Genomic DNA, 24,292 nt, shown 5'->3' with positions numbered 1-24,292 from the left:
TTAGTTCTGCCCGACGCAGTTTCTGCGGCGAATGGCGGCGCACCTGAGCCGCACAGGGCTATAAAGGTCCATAAGAGCGCACAAATACGGGGTTTGCCCAAGCCTGGAGCGCCCCGCAAAGTCTGCTGAGGGGGAGGGGCAAAACGGTGGTTTATATCGGGTGGCGGTCGCTTTTAACGCCATCTGCTGATTTCACGGTGTTGTAATGACGGTGTGCTGCAGCGTTGCATCACAGCTTTGCATCACAGCTTTGCAAGCCAAGCGAATGCTTGTCGCGCCATGACCTCAACGAACTTCAGGACCGCACTCAATGAGCTTTCTTCGCCCCAAATTCATTACGTTCGACTGCTACGGTACGCTGACCAATTTCCACATGGGCACGATGACGCGCGAGATTTTCGCTGATCGCGTGGCGCCCGAGCAGATGGATCAATTCGTCAAGGATTTCTCGGCCTATCGTCTGGACCAGGTCATGGGTGACTGGATGCCATACGACGAAATCCTCAAGACCGCCCTGGCGCGGACCTGCAAGCGTTGGGGTATCGAATACCGCGACGAAGGTCAGCTGTATTACGACGCCGTGCCGACCTGGGGCCCGCACCCGGACGTACCGGCCGGCCTGTCGAAAATCGCCGACAAGATCCCACTGGTGATTTTCTCCAACGCCAGCGACAGCCAAATCATGTCCAACGTCGACAAGCTCGGCGCGCCATTTCACAAGGTCTTCACCGCCGAACAGGCACAAGCCTATAAGCCGCGTCTGGCAGCGTTCGAGTACATGCTCGACAACCTAAACTGCGGCCCGGAAGACATCTTGCATGTGTCCTCCAGCTTCCGTTACGACCTGATGCCGGCCCACGACATGAAGATCAAGAACAAGGCCTTTGTTGCCCGCGGTCACGAAGTCCCGGCCAATGCTTTCTACGGCTACCAGCAGATCACCGACATCGGTGGCCTGGCTGCGCTGGTCGGTCTGTAACGGCACTTTTCCTGGCATAGGCGGATTAAACATGGGCAGTGAATCCTACTGGCTCGACACCGCACCGGCGTTCAGCGGTGCTCAACTCGGTGCTTTGCCCAGGCAGGTCGATGTGGCCATCGTCGGCGGTGGTTTCACCGGCCTGGCGGCGGCCCGGGCGTTGGCCTTGAAGGGCGCCAGTGTGGTGGTGCTCGAAGCCGGGCGGGTGATCGGTGAAGCTTCGGGGCGCAACGGTGGCCAATGCAACACCGGCGTGGCCCAGGATTACGCCGGGCTTAGCGCCAGCCTCGGTGCCGACAAGGCCCGGGCCTATTACCAGGCCTACGAAAGTGCGGTGCAGAGCGTGGTGTCACTGGTGGAGCAGGAGCAAATCGCCTGCGACCTGGTCCGCAACGGCAAGCTCAAGTTGGCCGCCAAACCGATGCACTATGAAGGCCTGGCGCGGACTTGCGAGTTGATTCACAAGGAAGTCGATGCCGACGTTGAGTTGCTGTCCGCCGAGCAGACCCGCGCAGAAGTGAATTCGGTGCAGTTTCACGGTGGATTGCTACAACGCAACGGCGTGCAGATGCATGTCGGGCGCTTCGGTGTCGGCTTGGCTGAAGCGGCTGCACGGCACGGCGCACTGATCCACCAAGGCACCTCGGTGCTGGACTGGAAAGCACAGGCTGGCGGCTATCAGGTCAACACCAGCAAGGGTTCGCTGCACGCCGGGCAAGTGTTGCTGGCCACTGGCGCCTGTCAACACGGTGGCCTGGGTTGGTATCGGCGGCGGATTGTGCCGGTGGGCAGTTTTGTCATTGCCACCGAAGTGCTGCCGCAATGGTTGATCGATCAGCTACTGCCCGGCCGCCGAGCCTATGTCACCAGCCGTATGATCGGTAACTACTTCCGTCTGACCCCGGACAACCGCTTGCTCTTCGGTGGTCGTGCGCGGTTTGCCATGTCCGACAGCGTCAACGACGCCAAGAGCGGCAAGGTACTGCAAGCCGCAATGGTGCAGATGTTCCCGCAGTTGGCCAACGTGAAAATCGACTACTGCTGGGGCGGATTGGTGGACATGACCTCCGACCGATTACCCCGGGCCGGTCAGCACGGAGGGGTTTTTCACTCCATGGGCTACAGCGGCCACGGGGTGCAGATGTCGGTGCACATGGGCCAGGTCATGGCCGAGGTGATGGCCGGCAACGTCGAGGCCAACCCCTGGCGCGAACTCGACTGGCCGGCGATCCCTGGGCACTTCGGCAAGCCCTGGTTCCTGCCGTTCGTGGGTGCGTATTACCGCTTCCAGGACTATTTGCATTGAGTTGATGTTGTGGTGACACCGTCGTTTGCGTTTCCAGGACGTTCCGGTCAACCGGAGCACTCGAGCCTTCTCATCTTCGACAGGTACAACTGATATGACTGACAACAAAATCGACTCCCAACTGATTTCCGGCCAGGAAAGCCTGCGTGTCTTCGAAGGCCTCAATCGCGGCATGTCGCGCCGCAATGCCCTGCAAATGCTCGGTGTAGCGGGTGTTGCTGCGGCCGGCGCCGGCAGCCTCTTCGGCGCCGCCGGCAAACTGTTTGCTGAAGAAGCCGCCGCACCGGGCAAGGGCAAACCGGGCGGGCGGATTCGCGTCGCCGGGATGTCCAGTTCCACCGCCGACACCCTCGACCCGGCCAAGGGCGCGTTGTCCACCGACTACGTGCGCCACTTCATGTTCTACAACGGCCTGACCCGTTTCGATAAGCATCTGGTGCCGCAACTGGAACTGGCCGAGCGCATCGACAACACCGACGCGACGCTGTGGATCATCACCCTGCGCAAGGACGTGACGTTCCACAACGGCAAGACCCTCAGCGCCGCCGACGTGGTGTATTCGCTGAGCCGGCACAAGGATCCGCTCACCGGTTCCAAAGTCATGCCGCTGATGGAGCAGTTCACCGAAATCAAGGCCACCGGCACCCACGAAGTGCAGGTTCGCCTCAGCGCACCCAACGCCGAGTTGCCGTCAATTCTCGCCGTCTCGCACCTGCTGATCGTTCCCGAAGGCACCACCGACTTCAACCTGGGCATCGGCACCGGACCGTTCAAGGTCAAGGAATTCAAACCGGGGGTACGTTCGATTGCCGCTCGCAACACCGGTTACTGGAAACCGGGCCTGCCTTATCTGGACGAAATCGAGTTCATCGCGATTTCCGACGAACCGTCGCGGGTGAACGCGCTGCTCTCCGGCGACGTGCACATGATCAACGAAGTCAATCCGCGTTCCACCACGCGGATCAAGGCCAGCGCCAAGCACCGGGTCGTTGATGCACCGTCGGGGAACTACACTGACTTGATCATCCGTCAAGATCAGATGCCGGGCAAAAGCGCCGAATTCACCCAGGCGATGAAGTACCTGCTGGACCGCGAACAGGTGAAATCCGCTGTGTTCCGTGGCTTTGCCGTGGTCGGTAACGATCATCCGATTGCGCCCGGTTCGCGCTACTACAACGCCGACCTACCGCAAACCGTATACGACCCGGAAAAAGCCAGGTTCCTGCTGAAAAAGGCCGGCATGGAAAGCATCAGCATGCCGCTGGTGGCATCCCCGGCGGCCACCGGTTCGGTAGACATCGCCGTGCTGTTGCAGCAATCGGCGAAACAGGCCGGGCTCAAGCTCGACGTCAACCGCTTGCCGAGCGACGGCTACTGGTCCAACCACTGGATGAAGCACCCGCTGAGTTTCGGCAACATCAACCCGCGGCCGAACGCCGACGTGATGTTCTCGCAGTTCTTCCAGTCGAAAGCGCCGTGGAACGAGTCGGGTTGGCAGAATGATCAGTTCGACCAGTTGCTGATGCTCGCTCGCGGCGAAACCGACGACGCCAAGCGCGGCAAAATGTACGCCGATATGCAGACGCTGGTGCATGACCACAGCGGCATTGGCATTCCGGTGTTCATCAGCAACATCGACGGCGTCGACCAGCGCATCAAAGGCTACGGCAGCAACCCGCTGGGTGGCTTCATGGGCTACATGTTCGCCGAGCAGGTCTGGCTGGACGCTTGATAGGGCCTTGATGGTCAGTTATGCGGTACGTCAGGGACAGTGCAGGAGGGTAGTCGATGAATAGCAACACACTGTGGTTGATCGGCCGGCGTTTGGGCGCCGGGATCGTGACTCTGTTGATCGTGTCCATGGTCGTGTTTGCGATCACGGCGGTACTGCCGGGGGACGCAGCGCAACAATCGCTCGGGCAGTTCGCCACACCGGAACAGGTGGCGGCGCTGCGCCTGAAACTGGGGCTCGACCAGCCCGGTGTGGTGCGTTACCTGCACTGGTTGATGAACCTGATCAGCGGTGACATGGGCCTGTCGGTGTCCAACGCGATGCCGGTCGGTGAGTTGATGGCCGGGCGCGTGCCGAACACCTTGATGCTGGCGGCCGCCACGGCACTGGTGTCGGTGCCGGTGGCGTTGATCCTCGGTATCGGCTCAGCCATGGGCCGTGGCGGACGCATTGATAGCTTCCTGAGCTTTTTCACCCTAGCCATGGTCGCCGTACCGGAGTTTCTGGTGGCGACCCTGGCGGTGCTGATTTTCGCGGTGAACCTGGGCTGGTTGTCGGCGTTGTCCTATGCCAGCGACGTCACCTCACCGTGGCAATTCATGCGCACCTACGCCTTGCCGGTGATGACCTTGTGCTGCGTGATCGTCGCGCAAATGGCGCGTATGACCCGCGCCGCCGTTATCGATCAACTGGACAGCCCCTACGTGGAAATGGCCCGGCTTAAAGGCGTCAGCCCGATGCGCATCGTGCTGCGTCATGCCTTGCCCAATGCGATCGGGCCGATCGCCAACGCCATCGCCCTGAGCCTGTCGTATTTGCTCGGTGGGGTGGTGATCGTCGAGACGATCTTCAACTATCCCGGCATCGCCAGCCTGATGGTCGATGCCGTGACCAACCGTGACATGGCGCTGGTCCAAGCCTGCACCATGTTGTTTTGTACCGCGTACCTGGGGTTGGTGCTCATTGCCGACCTGTGCGCGATTCTGTCCAATCCGAGGCTGAGAAACCAATGAACAATCTCATTGTGAAATCGACGCCTGAGACCCCCGACCTGTCGGTTGGCAAGGTATCTCATGGCCCTGCATGGCTGGGTCTGATCGGCGCTGCGATGTGCGTGATCTGGTTGCTGGTGGCGATCTTCGGCCCCTGGCTGGCACCGCACCCGGTGGGTGAAGTGGTCTCCGACAATGTGTTTGACAACATCAGCGCCGTTTACCCGTTCGGCACCGATTACCTGGGCCGTGACATGCTCAGCCGCGTCCTCGTCGGCGCGAAATTCACTGTCGGCCTGGCGCTGATTGCGGCGGTGTTGGCCAGTGGTTTGGGCACCAGTTGTGCTCTGCTGTCGGTGGTGTCGCCGAAATGGCTGGACGAAGTGATCAGTCGCTTGATGGACGCGTTTATCTCGATCCCGAGCAAGATGCTGGCGCTGATCATGGTCTCGGCTTTCGGCTCTTCGGTGACCTTGCTGATTTGCACCGCAGTACTGAGCTTCACCCCCGGTGCGTTCCGCATCGCCCGCAGCATGGCGGTGAATATTGAAGCGCTGGAGTACGTGCAAGTCGCCCGTACCCGTGGCGAACGCCGCTTGTACATCGCTTGCGTGGAAATCCTGCCGAACATGCTCAACCCGGTGCTGACCGACCTTGGGCTGCGCTTCGGTTTTATCGTGTTGCTGCTCAGTGGCATGAGTTTCCTCGGTCTCGGTGTGCAACCGCCGGATGCTGACCTCGGGTCCTTGGTGCGGGAAAATATTGGCGGCCTTAATCAGGGCGCGCCGGCCATCGTGATTCCGGCCCTGGCCATCGGGACCCTGACCATTGGCGTGAATCTGTTTATCGACAGACTGTCGTCCCGCCGCAGTCGCCGCACGGGAGGTCATTGATATGAGTGAATTGATTCGAGTCGAAAACCTGCAGGTGGTCGCTTGTGGCGAGCGCGGCGAAATGAAAATCGTCAAAGGCGTGAGCTTTGCCCTGGCAAAAGGTGAAGTGCTGGCGCTGATCGGTGAGTCTGGGTCGGGCAAGACCACCATCGCTTTGGCGTTGTTGGGTTATGCGCGACGTGGCTGCCGGTTGTCCGGCGGAGTGGTGCAGGTCGGTGAACACGACATGCTGGCGTTGAGCGAAAAGGAATTGCAGGGCCTGCGCGGTAACCGCGTGTCGTACATCGCACAAAGTGCGGCGGCAGCGTTCAACCCAGCGAAGAAGTTAATCGATCAAGTGGTGGAGGGCGCGTTGATTCATGGCCTTGGTACCCGCGCGGCACTCGAAGCCAAAGCCATTGAATTGTTCCGTGACCTCGCGTTGCCAGACCCGGACCACATCGGCCAGCGCTACCCGCACCAGGTGTCGGGCGGGCAACTGCAACGGGTGATGGCGGCCATGGCGCTGATCAGCGATCCGTTGCTGGTGGTGCTCGACGAACCGACTACCGCCCTCGACGTGACCACCCAGATCGACGTGTTGCGCGCCTTCAAGCGCGTGGTCCGTGAACGGGGAGCGACGGCGGTCTACGTCTCCCATGATCTCGCGGTCGTGGCGCAAATGGCCGATCAGATCGTGGTGCTCAACGGCGGCCAGATCTTCGAACAGAGCGCCACCGCGCCGTTACTCAAAGGCCCGGCCCACGAATACACCCGCAGCCTGTTAGCCGCAGCGCAGCCCGATACGACGATTCGTCCGCCTTGCGGCGTCGCCGAAGACGCGCCGTTGCTGACGATCAAAGGCCTGACCGCCGGTTACGGCAACAAGAACATGCAAGGCATGCCGGCGATCCGCGTGCTCGAAGACATTGACCTGACCGTGCGTCGGGGCCAGGCCATCGGTGTGATCGGTGAGTCGGGGTCCGGCAAATCAACCCTGGCGCGCGTGGTCGCGGGGTTGCTGACCCCGGCGCTCGGCGGCTTGACCTTCGACGGTCAGCCCTTGGGCGGCAGCCTGTCCGAGCGCACCGACGAACAGTTCCGCCGCATCCAGATGGTTTTCCAGAACGCCGACACCGCGCTCAACCCGATGCACAGTGTCAGCACCATTCTGAGCCGGCCACTGAAGATGTATTTCGGTCTTAAAGGCGCCGCATTGCGCGAGCGCATCGGCGAGTTGCTGGATCTCGTTCGTTTGCCGCGCACGATGGCTGAACGGCGTCCGAATGAACTGTCCGGCGGGCAGAAGCAACGGGTCAACCTGGCCCGGGCCTTGGCGGCGAAACCGGACCTGATCCTCTGCGATGAAGTGACCTCGGCGCTGGACACGGTGGTCGGTGCTGCAATTCTCGAACTGCTGCGGGACCTGCGCCAGGAGCTGGGAGTTTCCTATCTGTTTATCAGCCACGACATCTCCACGGTGCGGGCGTTGTGCGACGACATTGTGGTGATGTACAGCGGCCACAAGATCCAGGCCGGCAGTCGTCAGTCGTTTATCCAGGCACCGTTCCATCCGTACACCGACCTGTTGATCCACTCGGTGCCAGAGTTGCGTCAGGGCTGGCTGGAGAACTGCGGCACCACCTGCGACGCGTTGCCGCCGATCGGCGCCAAGACCAATGAGCCAGAGCTGTGCACCTTTCTCAATCGGTGCTCGGTGCGGATCGATGGCCTGTGCAATCACACCGCGCCGAACCGCCGAGTCATCGCCGGTGGCAGCGAAATTCTTTGCCACCACGATACGGCCGAGCTGCTGAAAACCCAGCAGGATTTGAACACCATGACCCAGGGAGCCTATGCATGAAGGGGCGTTTTGTGAGGCTAGCCGAGCAGGGCAGGCCGACCGTCAATCTGAAGGTGGACGGCGCACCCATCGAGGCGTTGAAGGGGGATACCTTGATGGTCGCGTTGTTGGCCCAGGGCTCGGCGTTGCGCCAGTCGGAATTCGATTCGGGCCGGCGCGCTGGTTTTTGCTTGATGGGCGCGTGTCAGGATTGCTGGGTCTGGACTCGCGGTGGCGAACGCCTGCGGGCTTGCTCCAATGAGGTCCGTGAAGGGCTGGACATCGTGACCACACAACCGGAGGCGACATGGCCACTGCACGGCTGAGCTCTAATAAAGTCGCTATCGTCGGCGCCGGACCGGCCGGTATTCGCTGTGCCGAAACCTTGGTGGCTGCGGGTTTAAAACCCATCCTGATCGATGAAAATCGTAGGGATGGCGGGCAGATCTACCGTCGCCAACCGGAAGGCTTTACCCGGGATTACGCCACGCTGTACGGCACCGAAGCCGCCAAGGCCCGGGACCTGCACGAAAGCTTTGATCACCTGCGCGACCGGATTGACTACCGACCGGACACGCTGGTGTGGAACCTGACGGCGGGGCAATTGTGCTGTGTCAGCCAGGGCAAACATTCGACCGTGGATTATGACGCGCTGATCCTTTGCACCGGTGCCACCGACCGCTTGATGCCGATTGAAGGCTGGCAGTTGGCGGGCACCTACAGCCTTGGCGGAGCGCAGATCGCGCTCAAGTCCCAGGCCGTATCCATTGGTCACAGCGTGGTGTTCATGGGCAGCGGGCCATTGCTGTACTTGGTTGCGAGCCAATACGTCAAAGCAGGCGCGAATGTCGCGGCGGTGCTCGACACGTCGCCGCTGATCAAGCGCATCGGTGCCTTGCCCAAACTGCTGGCGCGTCCCGGATTGCTCTTCACCGGGATGAAACTGTTGGCGCAGCTGTATCAGGCGAAAATCCCGGTACATCTGGGGATCAAACCTCAGCAAGTGCTGGGTGACGCCGGGAACGGGGTCAGTGGCGTGCGGGTCAGTACGGCGCGCGGGGAAACCCTGACGATCGATTGCGATGCCGTGGCGCTGGGTTATCACCTGCGCCCGGAAACCCAATTGGCGGATCTGGCCGGTTGTCGCATGCGCTTTGACGAGGCATCCGGTCAATGGTGGCTGGCGGTTGATGAGGAGGGCCGGACCTCGGTCAACGGCGTGTATGCCGCCGGTGACGGCTCGAAAATTCGCGGTGCGGATGCCGCTGAACACGCCGGACGCCTGGTGGCCATGGCGCTGCTGGAAGACCTGCAACAACCGGTAAACGCCGGGTTGCGCAACGAACAACGCCAAGCGTTGGCGGTAATGGATCAGTTCCGCCTCGGTTTGGCCCAGGCCTTTCCCTGGCCCGCTGAACAGGCCAAAGCGTTGCCGGACAGCGCCATCATTTGTCGCTGCGAGATGATCAGCGCCGGCGAGTTGCGTGGGGTAGTGCGTGAGAAGGGCGCCTGCGAAGTCAACCGGGCAAAAGCTTTCAGTCGGGTCGGCATGGGCCGCTGCCAGGGGCGTTATTGCTCCCAGGCCGGCGCTGAAGTGATCGCTGCGGCGGCGGGTGTCAGCGTGCAACAGGTCGGTCGCCAACGCGGCCAGGCGCCAGTCAAACCGCTTTCGATGCTTACCGAGGAGGTGTCGCCATGACAGTTCAAAAAGCCGATGTGGTGATTGTCGGCGGCGGCCTAATGGGCTCGGCTGCGGCGTTTTTCCTGCGTCGTCGCGGTCAGTCGGTAATCCTGCTGGAGCGCGACCAGATTGGTCAGTACGCCAGTGGCGTGAACTTCGGCAACGTTCGGCGTCAGGGGCGTTATCTCGGCCAACTGGAGTTGGCCAACCGTTCCTGGGCGTTGTGGAAGCGCTTGCCGGAACTGATCGACGATGACCTGGAGTTCATCGCCAGCGGGCACATGCGCGTGTGTTATCGCGAAGATGAAATTGCTGAGCTAGAGGCGTATGCCGCTGCTCCCGAAGCCACGCAATTGGACCTGAAGATTTATAGCGGTGCCGAGCTGCACCAGCGCTTCCCGTTCCTCGGGCCTGACGTGAAGGGCGGCTCTTACGCCCCCCACGATGGTCACGCCAACCCGCGCCTGGCTGCCCCGGCGTTTGCTCGTGCTGCCCGACGACTCGGCGCACAGATTGAAGAGCAGACCGAAGTCGCCGAAGTGCAGAAGGTCGGCGGTGAATTCAACATCACCACCACTGATGGTCGCCAGATCAACGCCGCACAACTGCTGATCACCGCCGGGGCCTGGGGGCAGAAGCTGTCCCAACAGTTCGGCGAACCGGTACCGCTGGACACCCACGGCCCGCAAATGGCCGTGACTGAACCGGTGCCTTACGCGCTGCCAACGGTGATTGGCGTCTACACCAAGATTCCCGAAGAGGTGATTTACTTTCGGCAAATACCGCGCGGCAACATCGTCATCGGCGGTGGCTATCGCAGCAAGCCGGACATGCTCAATCGCCGAGCCTATGTCGAGCCGCGCAGCATCCTCAACCAGATGGAACAGATGCGCCGACTGCTGCCAGGTGTCGGCAACCTGAACATCATCCGGGTCTGGAGCGGCATCGAAGGTTATCTCCCAGACTCGTTGCCAGTGATGGGCCCGAGTGGCACCGTCGACGGCTTGTTCTACGCCTTCGGCTTCTGTGGTCACGGCTTCCAGCTCGGCCCTGGCGTCGGTGACGTGATGGCCGAACTGATCAGCACCGGCAGCACCAGCACTTCGATTGAGCCGTTCTCTATCCGTCGGTTCGCCCATTTAGCCGAGCAACGGAGCAAGGCCTCATGAAACCCCGTGTACTGGAAATTCTCAAACGCCTGATGGGCTTCGACACTGTTTCTTCAGAGTCGAACATGGCGCTGATCGACTACGTGCGCGACCTGCTGCTGACCAAGGGCATCGAGTCACTGATTGTCAAGGATGAAACCGGGAAAAAGGCCAACCTGTTCGCCAGCACCGGCCCGAAAGAACTGCCGGGGATTCTGCTGTCCGGCCATACCGACGTAGTGCCGGCGGCGGGGCAGGCCTGGACCTTCCCGGCGTTTCAGGCAACGGTGCAGGACGGCAAGATTTACGGACGCGGCAGTTGCGACATGAAGGGCTTCATCGCCCTGGCCATCGACGCCATGCTTGATGCTGCCGACCATTCCTTGAGTCGGCCGCTGCAACTGGCGTTGTCCCATGACGAAGAGACTGGTTGCGTCGGTGTGCGACGTTTGCTCGACGTGCTGCACCTGGCGCCGGTGCGGCCGTTTTTATGCTTGATCGGTGAACCGACCAGCATGCAGTTTGTGCTGGGACATAAGGGCAAGGGGTCTTATCGCACTTACTGCCGGGGCCTGGAGGCGCATTCGTCGCTGGCGCCCCGTTCGGTCAACGCGATCCACGTTGCTTGCGATTTCATCGCGGCACTGCGTCAGAGCCAGCAACAACTGCAAGAGCAGGGCGCCCAGGATGCCGACTACGATGTGCCTTACAGTACTGTGCATGTCGGGCAAATCGGCGGAGGCCGGGCGTTGAACATCGTGCCGAACCTGTGCACCCTGGATTTCGAAGTGCGCAACTTGCCGGCAGATGACCTGGACCAGTTCCTGGATCAGATGCAGGGGCGAGCCGAACAAATCGTGCGCGAGGCCCGGTTGCTGTCGAGTGTGGCAGCGATCGAGATCGAAACACTCAATGTTTATCCCGGTCTCGATACCCACCCTAGCGTGGACGCCGTGCGCTTTTTGAAAAACTTCGCCGCTCCGGATACCGGTACATCCAAGGTTTCGTTTGGCACCGAAGGTGGGTTGTTCAAGCAACGTCTGGATGTGCCTGTGGTGGTTTGCGGGCCGGGTTCGATTGAGCAGGCGCACAAGCCGGACGAGTTTATCGAGATCAGCCAGATGGAGGCCGGGGAGCGGTTTATTAATGGCCTGCTCGGTTCCCTGAAGTTGTAATCGATTCTGCGGCAAACAAAGATCAAATGTGGGAGCGAACTTGCTCGCGATAGCGGGTTGTCAGTTACCTCTATTTCGAATGCCAGTCCCTCATCGCGATCAAGCTCCCACAGGCTTTTGTGTTTCCTGATAGACCACAAATCTGCCGTTCCACCGCTAATTTCAGCATCCGACACTGTCCTCGAATCGCTTTCAGCATCCTCATCCGCAGCACCTCCCTAGACTGGAGCGTGTCTCGGATCAGGACTCGACCATGCTCAAGAATCGTTTGAAAGACCCCAGCCTTTTGGCAGAACTCGCGTATGTGGACGGGCAGTGGATCGGCGCCGACAACGACGCGACCCTGGACGTCATCGACCCGGCCAGCGGCCAATTGCTCGCCCGCGTACCCGCCATGCAAGGCGCGGACACCCGGCGAGCCATTGAAGCTGCCGACAACGCCTGGCCGGCCTGGCGCGCACGCCCGGCTGCGGAACGTGCGGCGCTGCTGGAGCGTTGGTATCAGGCCATGATCGACAACCTCGACGACCTTGCGCTGATCATGACCTGTGAACAGGGCAAACCGTTGAACGAGGCCAAAGGCGAAATCCGCTACGGCGCCGGTTTCGTCAAATGGTTTGCCGAAGAGGCCCGTCGTGTCTACGGTGAAACCATGCCGGCCCCCAGCGGCGATCGCCGACTGCTGACGCTCAAGCAACCCGTGGGCGTCTGCGCTGCAATTACCCCGTGGAATTTCCCCAACGCGATGATCACCCGCAAATGCGCGCCAGCTCTGGCCGCTGGCTGCCCGATCATCGTCAAACCCTCCGACCTGACGCCGCTGTCGGCTCTGGCCCTGGCGGTATTGGCCGAACGAGTGGGCATTCCGGCCGGGGTGTTTAACGTGTTGACCGGCATGCCCGCGGGTATCGGTGAGGAGCTGACCGCAAACCCGACAGTACGCAAGATCTCGTTCACCGGTTCCACCGCTGTTGGTCGATTGCTGATGCGCCAGAGCGCCGAACACATCAAGCGCTTGAGCCTGGAACTCGGCGGTAACGCGCCGTTCATCGTGTTCGATGACGCCGATCTGGAGCAGGCCGTGGCCGGGATCATGCTCAGCAAGTTTCGCAACGCCGGGCAGACCTGCGTCTGCGCCAACCGGATTCTGGTGCAGGACGGCATCTACGAACGCTTCGCCCAGCGTTTGGTGGAGGAGGTCGGCAAACTCAAGCTCGGCAACGGCCTCGATGCTGACGTCACCATCGGTCCGCTGATCAACGCGGCGGCCGTCAGCAAAGTCGCCCGGCACATCGACGATGCCCTGAGCCAAGGTGCTAGGTTGCTCTGCGGCGGCATTCCCGAAGGCGACAACCAGTTTGTGCAGCCCACGGTCCTCGGCGAGACCCACGCCGGCATGTTGTTGGCCAACGAAGAAACCTTCGGCCCAGTGGCGCCGCTGATGCGTTTCACCGACGAAGCCGAAGCACTCGCACTGGCTAACGCCACGCCTTACGGTCTGGGCGCCTACTACTTCACCCAGGACCTGCGTCGTTCATGGCGGTTTGGCGAGGCGCTCGAGTTCGGCATGGTCGGGCTCAACACCGGGATCATCTCCATGGAAGTCGCCCCGTTCGGTGGCATCAAGCAATCCGGGCTGGGTCGCGAAGGCAGTAAGTACGGCCTGGATGAATACCTTGAAGTCAAAGCCTTCCACATCGGCGGGCTGTAATTCACAGACACTGGGGAGGTACGATTGATGAGCAAGACATTCAAAATCGCCGCGATTGCCGGCGATGGCATTGGCAAGGAAGTGCTGCCGGAAGGCTTGCGGGTGCTGGAGCTGGCCGCGAAGAAATGGCAGCTGGATTTAAGCATCGAAGTGCTCGACTGGGCCCACTGTGATTACTACCTGGAACACGGGCAAATGATGCCCGACGACTGGTTCGAACAGCTCAAGGGCTTCGACGCGATCTACTTCGGCGCCGTGGGTTGGCCGGACAAGGTGCCTGACCACATTTCCCTGTGGGGCTCGCTGCTGAAGTTCCGTCGCGACTTCGATCAGTACGTGAACATCCGTCCCGTGCGGCTGTTTCCCGGTGTGCCGTGCCCGTTGGCCGGGCGCAAACCGGGGGATATTGATTTTGTGGTAATCCGCGAAAACACCGAGGGCGAATACTCCTCAGTCGGCGGCAAAATGTTCGAAGGCACCGAGCATGAATTCGTGCTGCAAGAGTCGGTGTTTACCCGGCGCGGCGTGGACCGGATTCTCAAGTTCGCCTTCGACCTGGCCCAGACCAGCCCCCGCAAGCGCCTGACGGCGGCGACCAAGTCCAACGGGATTTCCATCAGCATGCCGTACTGGGACGAACGCACCGCATTGATGGCGGCGCAGTACCCGGACATCACCTGGGACAAGCAGCACATCGACATTCTGTGCGCACGTTTCGTGCTGCAACCGGACCGTTTTGATGTGGTGGTGGCGTCGAACCTGTTTGGCGACATCCTTTCCGACCTGGGGCCGGCGTGTGCCGGGACCATCGGCATTGCGCCTTCGGCGAACCTTGATCCGGAGCGCCGGTTTCCGTCACTGTTCGAACCGGTGCATGGTTCTGCGCCGGATATCTATGGGCAGAACATTGCTAACCCGATCGCGATGATCTGGTCCGGGGCGTTGATGCTGGATTTCCTCGGGAATGGCGATGAGCGATATCGCGCGGCGCACGATGGAATTCTGCAAGCCATCGAACGGGTGATTGCCGATGGGCTGATTACACCGGATCTGGGCGGGAAGGGCTCGACACAGGATGTCGGTAAAGCCATCGCCGACAGTCTGTAAGTCACAACCTAACAACTGTGGAGCGGGCGAGCCCGCTCCAAAGTTGATTTGTGTTTTAGTCAGTAACCTTTGGTTCGGTCGATCTGGCCTACCATCGGTTCGCCTCGCTCAAACCGTCGAATATTCTCCAGCAACACCCCAAACGCACTCTCCGGCTGAGTCATCGCCGCAATATGCGGTGTCAGCAGGATCTTCGGGTGCCCCCAAAACGGATGATCCGCTGGCGCAGGTTCTTCCTGCAGCACATCCAACACCGCACCACTGAGCTGCCCGCTGTCCAGCGCCTCCAGCAGATCATCTTCCACCACATGCCCACCACGGCCCATGTTGATCAGCGCCGCGCCATCGGGCAGTTGCCGAAATAGTTCACGATCAAGAATGCCCTGGGTCTGTTCCGTCAGCGGAAGCACGCACAACAAAATGTCGCACTGACTGAGAAACGCCGGCAACTGCTCGTTACCAGCATAGCAATCCACGCCAGCGACCCGATGAGCACTGCGCGCCCAGCCTTTCAACGCAAACCCCAGCGGTTGCAATGTCGCAAGAATTTGCTGCGCCTGGGTACCCAGCCCCATCACGCCCAACCGACGTTTGCTCGCTGGTTGCAGCAAGTGCGCCTGCCAGCACCGCGCCATCTGCTGCTGGCGATAACGCAACATGTCGCGATGCAGGCTGAGCACCGCAAAACTCGCGTACTCGCACATGCCACGGGTGATGCCCGGGTCCAGCAGGCGCACCACTGGCAAACTTGCCGGCAAGCGGCTGAGGTCCAGTTGATCGACTCCGGCAGACAACGCAAATAGCACCTTGAGATTCGGTAGCAATGTATCGAGATCATCGGGTGCCTGCCACGCGGCCAGATATTTAATTTCGGAGGGTTCGCCGATGTCCGGCCAGGCGCGCCATTCGATATCCGGGGCGTGTTCGGCGAACAGCGCCTTCCACTGTTCGCCGCGTGCAGGGTCGGCTTTATAAAGCAGGGCCATGGGCAATTCCTGAAAGGGTGAAGGTGCTCTCATCATCGCGCAACGCCAGAGCAGGATCTGTTGAAAGCGCCGGGTTAAACGGGGTGCGCCACGTTGTATCGGTGAGACTCCGGCAGATTCGGCGGGCTGAAGGAATCTGCCGTTTGGCAGGGTGAAAACAGTCGATCCGAATTTCTCAGGGGTCAAGTTCGGCGTAGTTCGTTTCGCACAGGCCTTAACCTGAACACCCTCGCAACCACCTCCCGGTTGCCGCACTCACGATGGGAAATGCCATGAATAGCAAAGTCGACGAAACCCCTCATTTGCTCCGTCAGCGCGATCAATTCGTGCCGCGTGGCCTGGTTACCGCTCACCCGTTGGTGATCGATCGCGCCCAAGGTTCCGAGTTGTGGGATGTGGAGGGCAAGCGTTACCTGGACTTTGTCGGCGGCATCGGTGTGTTGAACATTGGTCACAACCACCCGAAAGTGGTTGCTGCAGTGCAGGCGCAACTGCAAAGGGTGTCCCACGCCTGTTTTCAGGTGGTGGCCTATAAGCCTTACCTCGATCTGGCCCAGCGTCTGTGTGAAATGATCGGCGGTAAAGAAGCCTATAAAGCGGCGTTCTTCACGTCTGGCGCCGAGGCCGTGGAAAACGCGGTGAAGATCGCCCGGGCTCACACCAATCGTTCGGCAGTCATTGCTTTTCGTGGCGGCTTCCACGGTCGTACTTTGCTTGGCACCACGCTGACCGGTATGAGCCAACCGTACAAACAAAACTTCGGGCCGTTCGCGCCAGAGGTGTTCCACACGCCATATCCGAATGCCTATCGCGGTGTGACCAGCGACATGGCGCTCAAGGCGCTGGACGAGTTACTCGCGACTCAGGTTGCGCCGGAGCGGGTCGCCGCAATCATCATCGAGCCGGTGCAGGGCGATGGCGGTTTCCTCTCCGCACCGACGAAGTTCCTGAAGGGCCTGCGCGCGCTGACAGAGAAGCACGGTATTGTGCTGATCCTCGATGAAATCCAGACCGGTTTCGGTCGCACCGGCAAGTGGTTCGGTTTCCAGCACGCTGGCATCCAGCCGGACCTGGTGACCGTCGCCAAGAGCCTGGCCGGTGGTTTGCCGCTGTCGGGCGTGGTCGGCAAGGCCGCGATCATGGACGCGCCGTTACCCGGTGGCCTGGGCGGCACCTACGGCGGCAATGCGTTGTCTTGCGCGGCGGCATTGGCAGTGATCGATGCCTTCGACGAAGAACAGCTGCTGGCGCGTGGTGAAGCGTTGGGCGAGCGTCTGCGTCAGGGACTGCTGCGTTTGCAGACCCGTCACCCGCAAATCGGCGACGTGCGCGGTACCGGGTTCATGCTGGCGATCGAACTGATCAAGGATGACGAGGCCCGCACACCGGACGCCGACCTGAATCAGCGACTGATCGATGAAGCCCGGGCCGGTGGTTTGCTGGTGATCAAATGCGGTGTGTACCGCAACGTGCTGCGCTTCCTCGCACCGCTGGTGACCACCGAAGAGCAGGTCGATGAAGCGCTGCAGATTCTTGAAGCGGCATTGGCACGCGTCTTGAACTGAGCTCATGGCCGTTCGGGGCGGTGCCATAAGGCATCGCCGGTGAGCGTTTATGGAGCATGGATTGATAGAATGCATCATCGGAGGCTTTGCGCACCATGGGGCTGACTGATTATCGAGCACTGCTCATCGATTGCGATGAGGTCCTGGTTGACCGCGACTCGGGTGTCTGGACGGCACTGCAACCACTGTTGGACAGCCGAGGCGGTCATCCGGACAAGGAACAGGTGCTGGCCGAATACAGCGAGGTGGTGCGTGCGCTGTATCCGCGCTTCGGTGAGCTAGGCTTCAGTGGACTGCTGTGTTTCGCCCATCGTCAGTTGGCTGAGCGTTGGGGCCTGAAAGCCAGTTGGGAGGAGGGCATGAGCTTCGCCCGGTCGGTAACCGGTTGGTCGCTGTTTGAGGATGCACCGGGGGCGATGTTGTACCTGCGCAAGTTCTATCGCCTGCTGGTGCAGGGTGATCGGGATGCTGAGGATCGCGGTCTGCTCTGCGAACGTCTGGGGATCATGCCCGATGACTTCATCTCGCTGGTCTGCGACCCGCTGCAGGATTTGGATTGGTTAAAGGCAAACGCACTTGAGCCCGGAGCGATCCTGCAAGTAACCCGGCCCTCAGCCAGTCGGCGGGCGAGCAGCGATGTCTGCCTGATCTGCCGCGGTCGGGTCAAACACCCGGCGCCTTGCGCCGCTGATTACTGCATCAACAGCATGGCGGATCTGGTGGCTCAGCATCAGCTGTCTTTACGGCGCTGATTTTGCTAGAAGATTGTCCAACAAATGGCAGTCAAGAGGTATGCAATGGAAGGTTTAGTCAAACTGGACCGGATCGATATCAGCATTTTGGTTGAGCTGCAAAAGGACGGCCGCATGACCAATGTCAGCCTGGCCGATGCAGTGGGATTATCGGCCAGCCCCTGCCTGCAACGGGTCAAGCGGCTGGAATCGGCCGGATATATTTCCAGCTACAAGGCGCACCTGAACCTGGCGAAAATTACCGATTCGGTGACGGTCTTCACCGAAATCACCCTGAGCGACCACAAGCGCGAAGACTTCGCCAAGTTCGAGTCCAATATCCGGCTGGTGGATGAAGTGCTCGAATGCCATTTGATTAGCGGCGGCTACGATTACCTGGTGCGCTTCATGACCCGCAGCATCCAGCACTATCAGGAAGTGATCGAAAGCCTGCTCGACAAAAACATCGGCATCTCCAAGTACTTCAGTTACATCGTCATCAAGTCGCCTGTGCTCAAGGACGGCGTGCCGTTGCGCAAGTTGCTGCGGCACTGACTAACTCCATACCCAATCCCAACACAAACACTTGTGAGCGAGCTTGCTCGCGATGAGGCCCTTTCAGTTGATAGAAATGTCGACTGACACACTGCCATCGCGAGCTAGCTCGCTCCCACCAGTGTTTTATGGTGCCGCAATGCACCGCGTTCGGACATTCCCCCGCCAGATCCCCTCAACCCGCCTCATTCTGGCGCAAGCCGCATAAATAGCTGTTTCGAGCCCTCAAAACAGTTCCCGGGTGCCCCTTGAGTCATGAATTCGCAACAAAGCGCAAAAGTCTCTGCGTTGTAATGCGTACAGAGAGAGAGGGGCGCTACTGGTGCCCTGAAGATGGATGGCCCTGGCGCGCATTCGCTGTTACTTGTCACCGCGAATCCGTTTATGAAGGCGCCAATGCAGCGACTAAACAGGCATCTTCGACGTATGGGATGGATCACTCCGGTGCCATCAGTACCGCGAGCGTCATGTTGATGAACTCTTCGCTCCTACTGATTTTATTAAGAGCACCGCGCACACTGTCGACGACATCGGCAGATCCGTGTTGCTCGACTTTCAAATGAACTGGTTATGCAGTCAAAGGCTGGCAGTATAGGAATAGCCAGCTTTGGCTTGGCACATGGAGTAGCACGTGAACAAGCTTATGTCTGCGATAAAAGTCCTTGTGGTCGACGATCAGCCGTTGATCGTGGAGGAGTTGTGCGAGTTTCTCGAAAGTAACGGTTACCGTTGTGTGCCGTGTGGGTCCAGCCAACAGGCGATCGAACGCTTTAGCGAAGATGCGCAAATTGGTCTGGTGTTGAGTGATCTGCATATGCCGGACATGGACGGCATTCAGTTGATTCAGGAGCTGCAGCGCCTGGCGGGAAAGCATCGGGCGTTCGAGGCGATCATGTTCACCGGTCGTGCTGACAAGCAGGACGTGATCAAGGCGTTGCGCGCCGGGATTGCCGATTATTATCAGAAACCGATCAATCAGGACGAGTTGCTCGAAGGGTTGCAGCGCCGGGAAGTGGCCCTGCAGGAGCGGCAAAAGAATGTGCAGTGGGGGCATTTGAATCAGAAGCTGCAGTATCTGTCCGAGTCGATTGATGATCTTTGTCAGGATCTGGACAAGGTACTGCGCAGTGCGCCGGCGGTGGTTCTCGATGTGATGGGTGGTGAGCCGGCGGAAGTGGAGATGCCGGAGATTTTCAATCAGCTGTCGCCGCGGCAGCTGGATGTGGCGCGGTTGGTGGGCAAGGGGCAGACCAATTATCTGATTGCCTGTGAGTTGGGGATTACCGAGAACACGGTGAAGCTTTATGTTTCGCAGGTGTTGCGGTTGACGCATATGCATAATCGGACGCAGTTGGCGCTTGCTTTGTCGCCGGCGGCTTCGGCTTCGCGGCAGCGGGTTAAGGGGCACTGATTTTGGCCTTGGCGGCCTTTGGGCCGACCATGCCGTTTTGGGTTTTGTGTCTATATCCGTGTCGGCGCTGATTGAAAACTGACCCACCGGGGGGGGGGCAAAAAACTTGAACTGGTTATGCCGCGAGGCCTAGGCTCTCACGATACTCAACAGAGCTGAGAGCGCCGAGGGAAATCTTGATTCGTTTCTCGTTGTACCAGCGAATGTGAGTCCAGGACCTGAATGAACTGCTCAATGCTCGTTGACTGTCAGTTGCGAGGATAGAACAGTTCCGTTTTCAGCCGGCCGAAGAAGCCTTCACAAGCCGCGTTGTCAGGCAAGCATCCTTTGCGCGACATCGAACGAATCAGCTTCGCATCAGCGATGCGCGATAACCAGCCGGGCCACCGGTAGTGAGCGCCACGATCGGAGTGAACGACAGGCCGTTTGTTGTTGCGGGCCACCGTTTCGACGGCGGCATCCAGCATCGTGTTCACAAGCCCGGCGTCCGGGCGCGTGCCGATCGACCAACTGATGACCTTTCCATCGAAGCAGTCAATCATGGGGGACAGGTACACCTTGCCGGCCGGGTTCTGGAACTCCGTAATGTCAGTGAGCCATTTCTCATTCGGAGCAACAGCCGTGAAGTCGCGGTTGACGAGGTTTCCGGTGCCGGACTGATCTCCCCGAGGTAGGAACCGTATCGACGCCGTTTCGGCTTGGCGACGACCAGGCACTCCTGCTTCATCAAGCGCTGCACCTCCTTCTCTGACAGACGCACACGCTGCCTGCTCAGCGAAGCCCGCATCTGGCGGTAGCCATAGCAGCGATGATTGCGCTCGAAAATGTCCGCCATCGCACGACGCACTTCGGTGTATTTTTCCGCGACCTGCATTCGGGCTCGATGATAGAAATAAGAGCTTCGGGCCAAGCCCAGCGCTTAAAGCAGCTCTAACAAGGAGTATGTCTGCCTCAGGGCATCAGCCAGCAATGTCTTCTCCCGATTGGTCAGGACTTGCAGGTCGATGCTCGTATCTTCTTTTATGAGTTCATTCGCCTTCATCAACAGGTCGTGTTCAAGCTGCAGACGGCGCACGTCGAGCCGAAGAGATTCAAGTTGCCGCTCGAACTCTTCTCGTTCCGGTGACGATGGAGTTTTTTGTCGGCGTTTCATGGATGCGGATGCCTCTGGGCCGAGTAGCTGATTTTTCCAGTTGTACAAGGTCGGCCTGCACACGCCCAGCTTTTGAGCCACGGCGTTCGCACTTTCTTGTCGCGTGCACAGCGCGATGACAGCAGCCTGCTTCATCGCTGGCGGGCGTGCTAGCCCGCCAGATCGACTAACGACGCGCGTGTGCAGTTCGGGGTGCAATTTGTAAATCCAGGCACGCAACGAATCCCGTGCCGGGTAGCCCAAAGCCTTGATGGTGGAGGCGATGCAGCGCCCGTGGTCGAGATAGTTCCCGACAGCCTTTGGGCCAGTGAGTACTTCGGCTTCAAGATCACGTAGCCACGCGACAGGTCGAGGCATCGCTCGTACTCTTCAGGCCAGCTCGTCAGAGAGTTCTTCGTCGGGTAACCCAACTGACGAATAGTTGCCCCGGTGTGCTTCCCCAGTTTGATATAGAGCTTGACTGCTCGGATACGGTCTTCGTATGAACACGAACCACCTCCAGGTAGTCCAAGATTTCTAACGCGCCCCCGGTCAACTGGATCGCGGTGCTCACCACATTCGCCTCTATCGCTTTTTACCTCTGGCTTTGCAACCCGGTGACATTGGCCACGCAGTCTGCCTTCGTTTACTTGGGTGCGGGTGTCCCGACCATGCTCTTCACGGGACTGGTGTATTACGTGTTGATGAAGTGTTTTGTGGTCGGCCGGCTGGGCGCATAAGCGAGGCGGCATTTACTCTCGACGCTTGGAGAACCGGGGAACGAGTTCTTGCAACGGTTTTAGCGTCGCCGGAATCTGCGCGTTTTGCACGAGTTGAGCGGCTGATATTGATGCCGGTGAGCAGCGGATGGCTGCCAATTTCTTCTGCGTTGGAGCGTTCCAAGGAGCGGTACCTAAGAGAGGAGGGACGCTGCTTCTGGAAGCCACTGAGTGTTGATGCCAAGGTCTTGCGGACGCTCCCGGACTTTTGGCTGGAAGAGGACCGCGGCCAGAAAATGTGACCACCAGAGTCGACCTAGTGCACTGGCCGGGAAAGGGCATCGTTTTAGCTAGGCACTCAAGATGCCGAGGTGAGGAGGAGTCTATCCCATTGCTTTTGGCCATGGCGGACATTTAGCTGCTACTTTTTCCACCCCCGATAATGTCCGTTTATTAGGTCACGCCGGCGGGTCACTCGTGCATGGTTTTCGTTTCTTTCAGCGTCGTGCGGAATGCTGTTGGGGCGCCAAAAATGCATCGTGGAAATAATTACGAAAAGCCTGCATCGCCGGGCTGAATTCCCGTTCGCGATGCCAGGCCAGACCCACGCTCATGGGCGTGACCTTGTCGGTGACGGTCAGGGTTTCGATGCGTTTGCCTTCCAGTGACCAGGGGCGGTGCACCAGATCCGAGAGGATCGCCACGCCGCTGCCATTGGCGACCATGCTGCGCACCGCTTCCACCGAACTGGTCCGCACCCGCACGTTTGGCTGCTGGTGCGCATGTTCCCAGTAACGCATGGCGCTTTGTTCGGCCTCGTCGACGGTCAACAGGATGTAGGATTCCTTCGCCACGTCGGCAAGGCTGACGGCCGAGCGTTCGCACAGTGGATGGTGGCTGGGCAGCCATAGCCGGCGCTCGGAGTTGAAGAGGATCTCCGAAACGATGTCCGGGTGAGTCAGGTTCGCCGTGAGCACCACCGCCATGTCGAAGCGGCCCTCGAGCAGGCCTTGCTCGATGGCCGTGCGCTCCTGTTCGTGAACTTCGATGGCCACGTCCGGATGCCAATGCTCAAGCCGTTGCAGGTGGTGTGGCAGGAAGTAGCCGATCACCGTGTAGCTCGCCGCCAAGCGCAACAGGCCGCTGGCGCGGACATCCGGCAGCGGGCTGTTCAACGCGTCATCGACGCTGCGCAAAATCACGTAGGCGCGGTTGAGAAAGTGTCGCCCGGCATCGGTCAGGCTCATGCCCTGAGCCGAGCGCTGGAACAACAGGGTGCCGAGTATCCCCTCCAGTTCCTTAATCGCCGTGGTCACCGCCGACTGGGAAATATTCAAATGAATCGCCGCCTGGGAGATCTGCCCGATCTCGGCGGTGGCGACGAAGTAGCGGACCTGGCGCAGGGTCAGTGACATGGGCACTCCGGGTGACTTGGTATCTGATTTTCAGAGGATGGCCTATCTGATAATAGATCTTCCCAAGGGGTTGGCTGGAATTTAACTTGGCCTGCATGAAGTCACAAGCGTCGGGAGCAAGCGTCATGCAGGCAGTAGATTTCAACTCGGACATGGGCGAAGGCTTTGGCCCCTGGACCATCGGCGATGGCGTCGACAATGAGCTGATGGGCTTCATCAGTTCGGCCAACATCGCCACTGGTTTTCATGCCGGCGACCCCAGCACCATGCGTCGTACCGTCGAGCAGGCCAAGCGCCTGGGCGTGGCCATCGGCGCGCATCCGGGGTTTCGCGACCTGGTTGGTTTTGGCCGTCGGCACATCAATGCGCCGGCCCAGGAACTGGTCGACGACATGCTCTATCAGTTGGGCGCCTTGCGTGAGCTCGCCCGGGTTCAAGGCGTGGCCCTGCAACACATCAAACCCCACGGCGCGCTCTACATGCACCTGGCCCGAGACGAAGAGGCCGCCCGTTTGCTGGTGGAGAACCTCCAACGTCTGGAACCGGAGTTGCTGCTGTATTGCATGCCCGATTCGGTGATCTGGCGGGTTGCCACGGAACTTGGCCAACCGGTGATCCGCGAGTTCTACGCCGACCGCGAATACGACCTCAGCGGCTCCATCGTCTTCACCCGCAACGTGCGGGCTTACGACCCGGCCCACGTCGCCGAGCGAGTGCTACGTGCTTGCCAACAAGGCGTGGTGCGCACCGTCGAGGGCGAAGACCTGGCGATTGAATTCGATTCCATCTGCTTGCACAGCGACACACCGGGTGCCCTGGCGTTGGTCGAAGCCACGCGCAAGGCACTCGATGGCGCGGGAATAGAGGTACGAGCACCGCGCTGAGACCATTCGAAAACACCTGGCACATAGATGCCAGGGTTTGCACTCCGATTCACTTTTTGCCTGCCTTTCTACAACTATTCCAAGAGGAACAGACATGGCCGAACACACTGTTATCACCCCGTTGCCGGGAACCTTCTACCGCAAAGCCACCCCGGAATCGGCGAACTTCGTCGAGGTTGGTGCGCAGGTCAGCGCCGACACGGTGATTGGCCTGATCGAGGTCATGAAGCAGTTCTCCGAACTGACCGCCGGGACGGCCGGTCGCCTCAGTGCCTTTCTGGTAGAAGACGGTGATCCGGTGGAACCGGGTCAAGTCGTCGCAACACTCGACGACGAGTGAGGGTGCGA

At 59.9% G+C, this 24,292-nt stretch carries 20 protein-coding genes and 1 pseudogene; 18 read left to right on the top strand and 3 right to left on the bottom strand.

Translation table 11 applies throughout. From position 1 onward, the window contains the following. Nucleotides 1-310 precede the first annotated feature (310 nt). From F8N43_RS07425 to F8N43_RS07370, 12 genes are all read left to right on the top strand, one after another. Nucleotides 311-979: a haloacid dehalogenase type II gene (locus tag F8N43_RS07425; RefSeq protein ID WP_150653506.1), complete on the top strand. Its 669-nt coding sequence runs from the start codon at nt 311-313 to the stop codon at nt 977-979. A 31-nt stretch (nt 980-1,010) separates the two neighbouring features. Continuing rightward, nucleotides 1,011-2,285 (top strand): NAD(P)/FAD-dependent oxidoreductase, encoded by a 1,275-nt coding sequence (locus F8N43_RS07420; protein ID WP_150653505.1) that lies wholly within the window; start codon nt 1,011-1,013, stop codon nt 2,283-2,285. A gap of 94 nt (nt 2,286-2,379) precedes the next feature. Continuing rightward, complete coding sequence (locus tag F8N43_RS07415; protein ID WP_150653504.1) at nt 2,380-4,017, top strand: ABC transporter substrate-binding protein; 1,638 nt, start codon at nt 2,380-2,382, stop codon at nt 4,015-4,017. A gap of 56 nt (nt 4,018-4,073) precedes the next feature. Then, nucleotides 4,074-5,030: an ABC transporter permease gene (locus F8N43_RS07410; protein ID WP_150653503.1), complete on the top strand. Its 957-nt coding sequence runs from the start codon at nt 4,074-4,076 to the stop codon at nt 5,028-5,030. After that, nucleotides 5,027-5,902: an ABC transporter permease gene (locus tag F8N43_RS07405; RefSeq protein WP_150653502.1), complete on the top strand. Its 876-nt coding sequence runs from the start codon at nt 5,027-5,029 to the stop codon at nt 5,900-5,902. The genes F8N43_RS07410 and F8N43_RS07405 overlap by 4 nt, the downstream gene beginning before the upstream one ends. A gap of 1 nt (nt 5,903) precedes the next feature. Further along, nucleotides 5,904-7,745, top strand: a complete 1,842-nt coding sequence (locus F8N43_RS07400) for an ABC transporter ATP-binding protein (RefSeq protein WP_150653501.1) — start codon at nt 5,904-5,906, stop codon at nt 7,743-7,745. Next, the gene (locus F8N43_RS07395; RefSeq protein WP_150653500.1) at nt 7,742-8,050 is read left to right on the top strand and encodes a (2Fe-2S)-binding protein; all 309 of its coding nucleotides are present in this window, start codon (nt 7,742-7,744) and stop codon (nt 8,048-8,050) included. The genes F8N43_RS07400 and F8N43_RS07395 overlap by 4 nt, the downstream gene beginning before the upstream one ends. Then, nucleotides 8,032-9,423, top strand: a complete 1,392-nt coding sequence (locus F8N43_RS07390; RefSeq protein ID WP_150653499.1) for an NAD(P)/FAD-dependent oxidoreductase — start codon at nt 8,032-8,034, stop codon at nt 9,421-9,423. Before F8N43_RS07395 ends, F8N43_RS07390 begins: the two co-directional genes overlap by 19 nt. Further along, on the top strand, nt 9,420-10,574 hold the full coding sequence (locus F8N43_RS07385) for an NAD(P)/FAD-dependent oxidoreductase (protein ID WP_150653498.1): 1,155 nt from the start codon (nt 9,420-9,422) through the stop codon (nt 10,572-10,574). The genes F8N43_RS07390 and F8N43_RS07385 overlap by 4 nt, the downstream gene beginning before the upstream one ends. Continuing rightward, on the top strand, nt 10,571-11,728 hold the full coding sequence (argE, locus tag F8N43_RS07380; protein ID WP_150653497.1) for an acetylornithine deacetylase: 1,158 nt from the start codon (nt 10,571-10,573) through the stop codon (nt 11,726-11,728). The genes F8N43_RS07385 and argE overlap by 4 nt, the downstream gene beginning before the upstream one ends. Before the next feature lie 253 nt (nt 11,729-11,981). Continuing rightward, a complete protein-coding gene (locus F8N43_RS07375; protein ID WP_150653496.1) occupies nt 11,982-13,439 on the top strand; it encodes an NAD-dependent succinate-semialdehyde dehydrogenase in 1,458 nt (485 codons plus the stop codon). Nucleotides 13,440-13,466: 27 nt separating this feature from the next. After that, on the top strand, nt 13,467-14,546 hold the full coding sequence (locus F8N43_RS07370; protein WP_150653495.1) for a tartrate dehydrogenase: 1,080 nt from the start codon (nt 13,467-13,469) through the stop codon (nt 14,544-14,546). A gap of 59 nt (nt 14,547-14,605) precedes the next feature. On the opposite strand, the gene F8N43_RS07365 is transcribed toward F8N43_RS07370, so the two are convergent. After that, the gene (locus F8N43_RS07365) at nt 14,606-15,532 is read right to left on the bottom strand and encodes a 2-hydroxyacid dehydrogenase (protein WP_150653494.1); all 927 of its coding nucleotides are present in this window, start codon (nt 15,530-15,532) and stop codon (nt 14,606-14,608) included. Nucleotides 15,533-15,804: 272 nt separating this feature from the next. Here F8N43_RS07365 and gabT point away from each other — a divergent pair, with 272 nt between their 5' ends. The 4 genes from gabT to F8N43_RS07345 all read left to right on the top strand — a co-directional run bounded on the left by gabT (nt 15,805) and on the right by F8N43_RS07345 (nt 19,794). After that, entirely contained in the window at nt 15,805-17,097 is a 1,293-nt protein-coding gene (gene gabT / locus F8N43_RS07360; protein WP_150653493.1) for a 4-aminobutyrate--2-oxoglutarate transaminase, read from the top strand. Nucleotides 17,098-17,192: 95 nt separating this feature from the next. After that, on the top strand, nt 17,193-17,849 hold the full coding sequence (locus F8N43_RS07355; RefSeq protein ID WP_150653492.1) for a 2-haloalkanoic acid dehalogenase: 657 nt from the start codon (nt 17,193-17,195) through the stop codon (nt 17,847-17,849). A gap of 45 nt (nt 17,850-17,894) precedes the next feature. Beyond that, the gene (locus tag F8N43_RS07350) at nt 17,895-18,383 is read left to right on the top strand and encodes an Lrp/AsnC family transcriptional regulator (RefSeq protein ID WP_008055821.1); all 489 of its coding nucleotides are present in this window, start codon (nt 17,895-17,897) and stop codon (nt 18,381-18,383) included. A 631-nt stretch (nt 18,384-19,014) separates the two neighbouring features. Then, the gene (locus tag F8N43_RS07345; RefSeq protein WP_150653491.1) at nt 19,015-19,794 is read left to right on the top strand and encodes a response regulator transcription factor; all 780 of its coding nucleotides are present in this window, start codon (nt 19,015-19,017) and stop codon (nt 19,792-19,794) included. A gap of 115 nt (nt 19,795-19,909) precedes the next feature. On the opposite strand, the pseudogene F8N43_RS07340 reads toward F8N43_RS07345, so the two are convergent. Continuing rightward, a pseudogene (locus F8N43_RS07340) lies at nt 19,910-21,417 on the bottom strand (IS3 family transposase). A 725-nt stretch (nt 21,418-22,142) separates the two neighbouring features. After that, nucleotides 22,143-23,060 carry a LysR family transcriptional regulator gene (locus F8N43_RS07330; protein ID WP_150653490.1) on the bottom strand — a complete coding sequence of 306 codons (918 nt, stop codon included), beginning with the start codon at nt 23,058-23,060 and terminating at the stop codon, nt 22,143-22,145. 125 nt (nt 23,061-23,185) lie between these two features. On the opposite strand from F8N43_RS07330, the gene F8N43_RS07325 reads away from it, so the two are divergent. Together F8N43_RS07325 and F8N43_RS07320 are read left to right on the top strand one after the other, a co-directional pair. Next, complete coding sequence (locus F8N43_RS07325; RefSeq protein WP_150653489.1) at nt 23,186-23,944, top strand: 5-oxoprolinase subunit PxpA; 759 nt, start codon at nt 23,186-23,188, stop codon at nt 23,942-23,944. Nucleotides 23,945-24,038: 94 nt separating this feature from the next. After that, on the top strand, nt 24,039-24,284 hold the full coding sequence (locus F8N43_RS07320; RefSeq protein WP_095079351.1) for an acetyl-CoA carboxylase: 246 nt from the start codon (nt 24,039-24,041) through the stop codon (nt 24,282-24,284). Nucleotides 24,285-24,292: the final 8 nt, after the last annotated feature.

The organism is Pseudomonas fluorescens (assembly GCF_902498065.1).
GTDB lineage: Bacteria > Pseudomonadota > Gammaproteobacteria > Pseudomonadales > Pseudomonadaceae > Aquipseudomonas > Aquipseudomonas fluorescens_BJ.
Note: the sequence above shows the minus strand (reverse complement) of the source record. Positions and strands in the feature narration are given on the sequence as shown.

Excerpts from the sequence above, each read along its gene's own strand:
- F8N43_RS07395 (WP_150653500.1), top strand. The coding sequence starts at position 7,742 with ATGAAGGGGCGTTTTGTGAGGCTAGCCGAGCAGGGCAGGCCGACCGTC.
- F8N43_RS07370 (WP_150653495.1), top strand. The coding sequence starts at position 13,467 with ATGAGCAAGACATTCAAAATCGCCGCGATTGCCGGCGATGGCATTGGC.
- F8N43_RS07375 (WP_150653496.1), top strand. The coding sequence starts at position 11,982 with ATGCTCAAGAATCGTTTGAAAGACCCCAGCCTTTTGGCAGAACTCGCG.
- F8N43_RS07320 (WP_095079351.1), top strand. The coding sequence starts at position 24,039 with ATGGCCGAACACACTGTTATCACCCCGTTGCCGGGAACCTTCTACCGC.
- F8N43_RS07365 (WP_150653494.1), bottom strand. The coding sequence starts at position 15,532 with ATGGCCCTGCTTTATAAAGCCGACCCTGCACGCGGCGAACAGTGGAAG.
- gabT (WP_150653493.1), top strand. The coding sequence starts at position 15,805 with ATGAATAGCAAAGTCGACGAAACCCCTCATTTGCTCCGTCAGCGCGAT.
- F8N43_RS07390 (WP_150653499.1), top strand. The coding sequence starts at position 8,032 with ATGGCCACTGCACGGCTGAGCTCTAATAAAGTCGCTATCGTCGGCGCC.
- F8N43_RS07420 (WP_150653505.1), top strand. The coding sequence starts at position 1,011 with ATGGGCAGTGAATCCTACTGGCTCGACACCGCACCGGCGTTCAGCGGT.
- F8N43_RS07330 (WP_150653490.1), bottom strand. The coding sequence starts at position 23,060 with ATGTCACTGACCCTGCGCCAGGTCCGCTACTTCGTCGCCACCGCCGAG.
- F8N43_RS07325 (WP_150653489.1), top strand. The coding sequence starts at position 23,186 with ATGCAGGCAGTAGATTTCAACTCGGACATGGGCGAAGGCTTTGGCCCC.
- F8N43_RS07415 (WP_150653504.1), top strand. The coding sequence starts at position 2,380 with ATGACTGACAACAAAATCGACTCCCAACTGATTTCCGGCCAGGAAAGC.
- F8N43_RS07400 (WP_150653501.1), top strand. The coding sequence starts at position 5,904 with ATGAGTGAATTGATTCGAGTCGAAAACCTGCAGGTGGTCGCTTGTGGC.
- F8N43_RS07355 (WP_150653492.1), top strand. The coding sequence starts at position 17,193 with ATGGGGCTGACTGATTATCGAGCACTGCTCATCGATTGCGATGAGGTC.
- F8N43_RS07385 (WP_150653498.1), top strand. The coding sequence starts at position 9,420 with ATGACAGTTCAAAAAGCCGATGTGGTGATTGTCGGCGGCGGCCTAATG.
- F8N43_RS07350 (WP_008055821.1), top strand. The coding sequence starts at position 17,895 with ATGGAAGGTTTAGTCAAACTGGACCGGATCGATATCAGCATTTTGGTT.
- F8N43_RS07405 (WP_150653502.1), top strand. The coding sequence starts at position 5,027 with ATGAACAATCTCATTGTGAAATCGACGCCTGAGACCCCCGACCTGTCG.
- argE (WP_150653497.1), top strand. The coding sequence starts at position 10,571 with ATGAAACCCCGTGTACTGGAAATTCTCAAACGCCTGATGGGCTTCGAC.
- F8N43_RS07425 (WP_150653506.1), top strand. The coding sequence starts at position 311 with ATGAGCTTTCTTCGCCCCAAATTCATTACGTTCGACTGCTACGGTACG.
- F8N43_RS07410 (WP_150653503.1), top strand. The coding sequence starts at position 4,074 with ATGAATAGCAACACACTGTGGTTGATCGGCCGGCGTTTGGGCGCCGGG.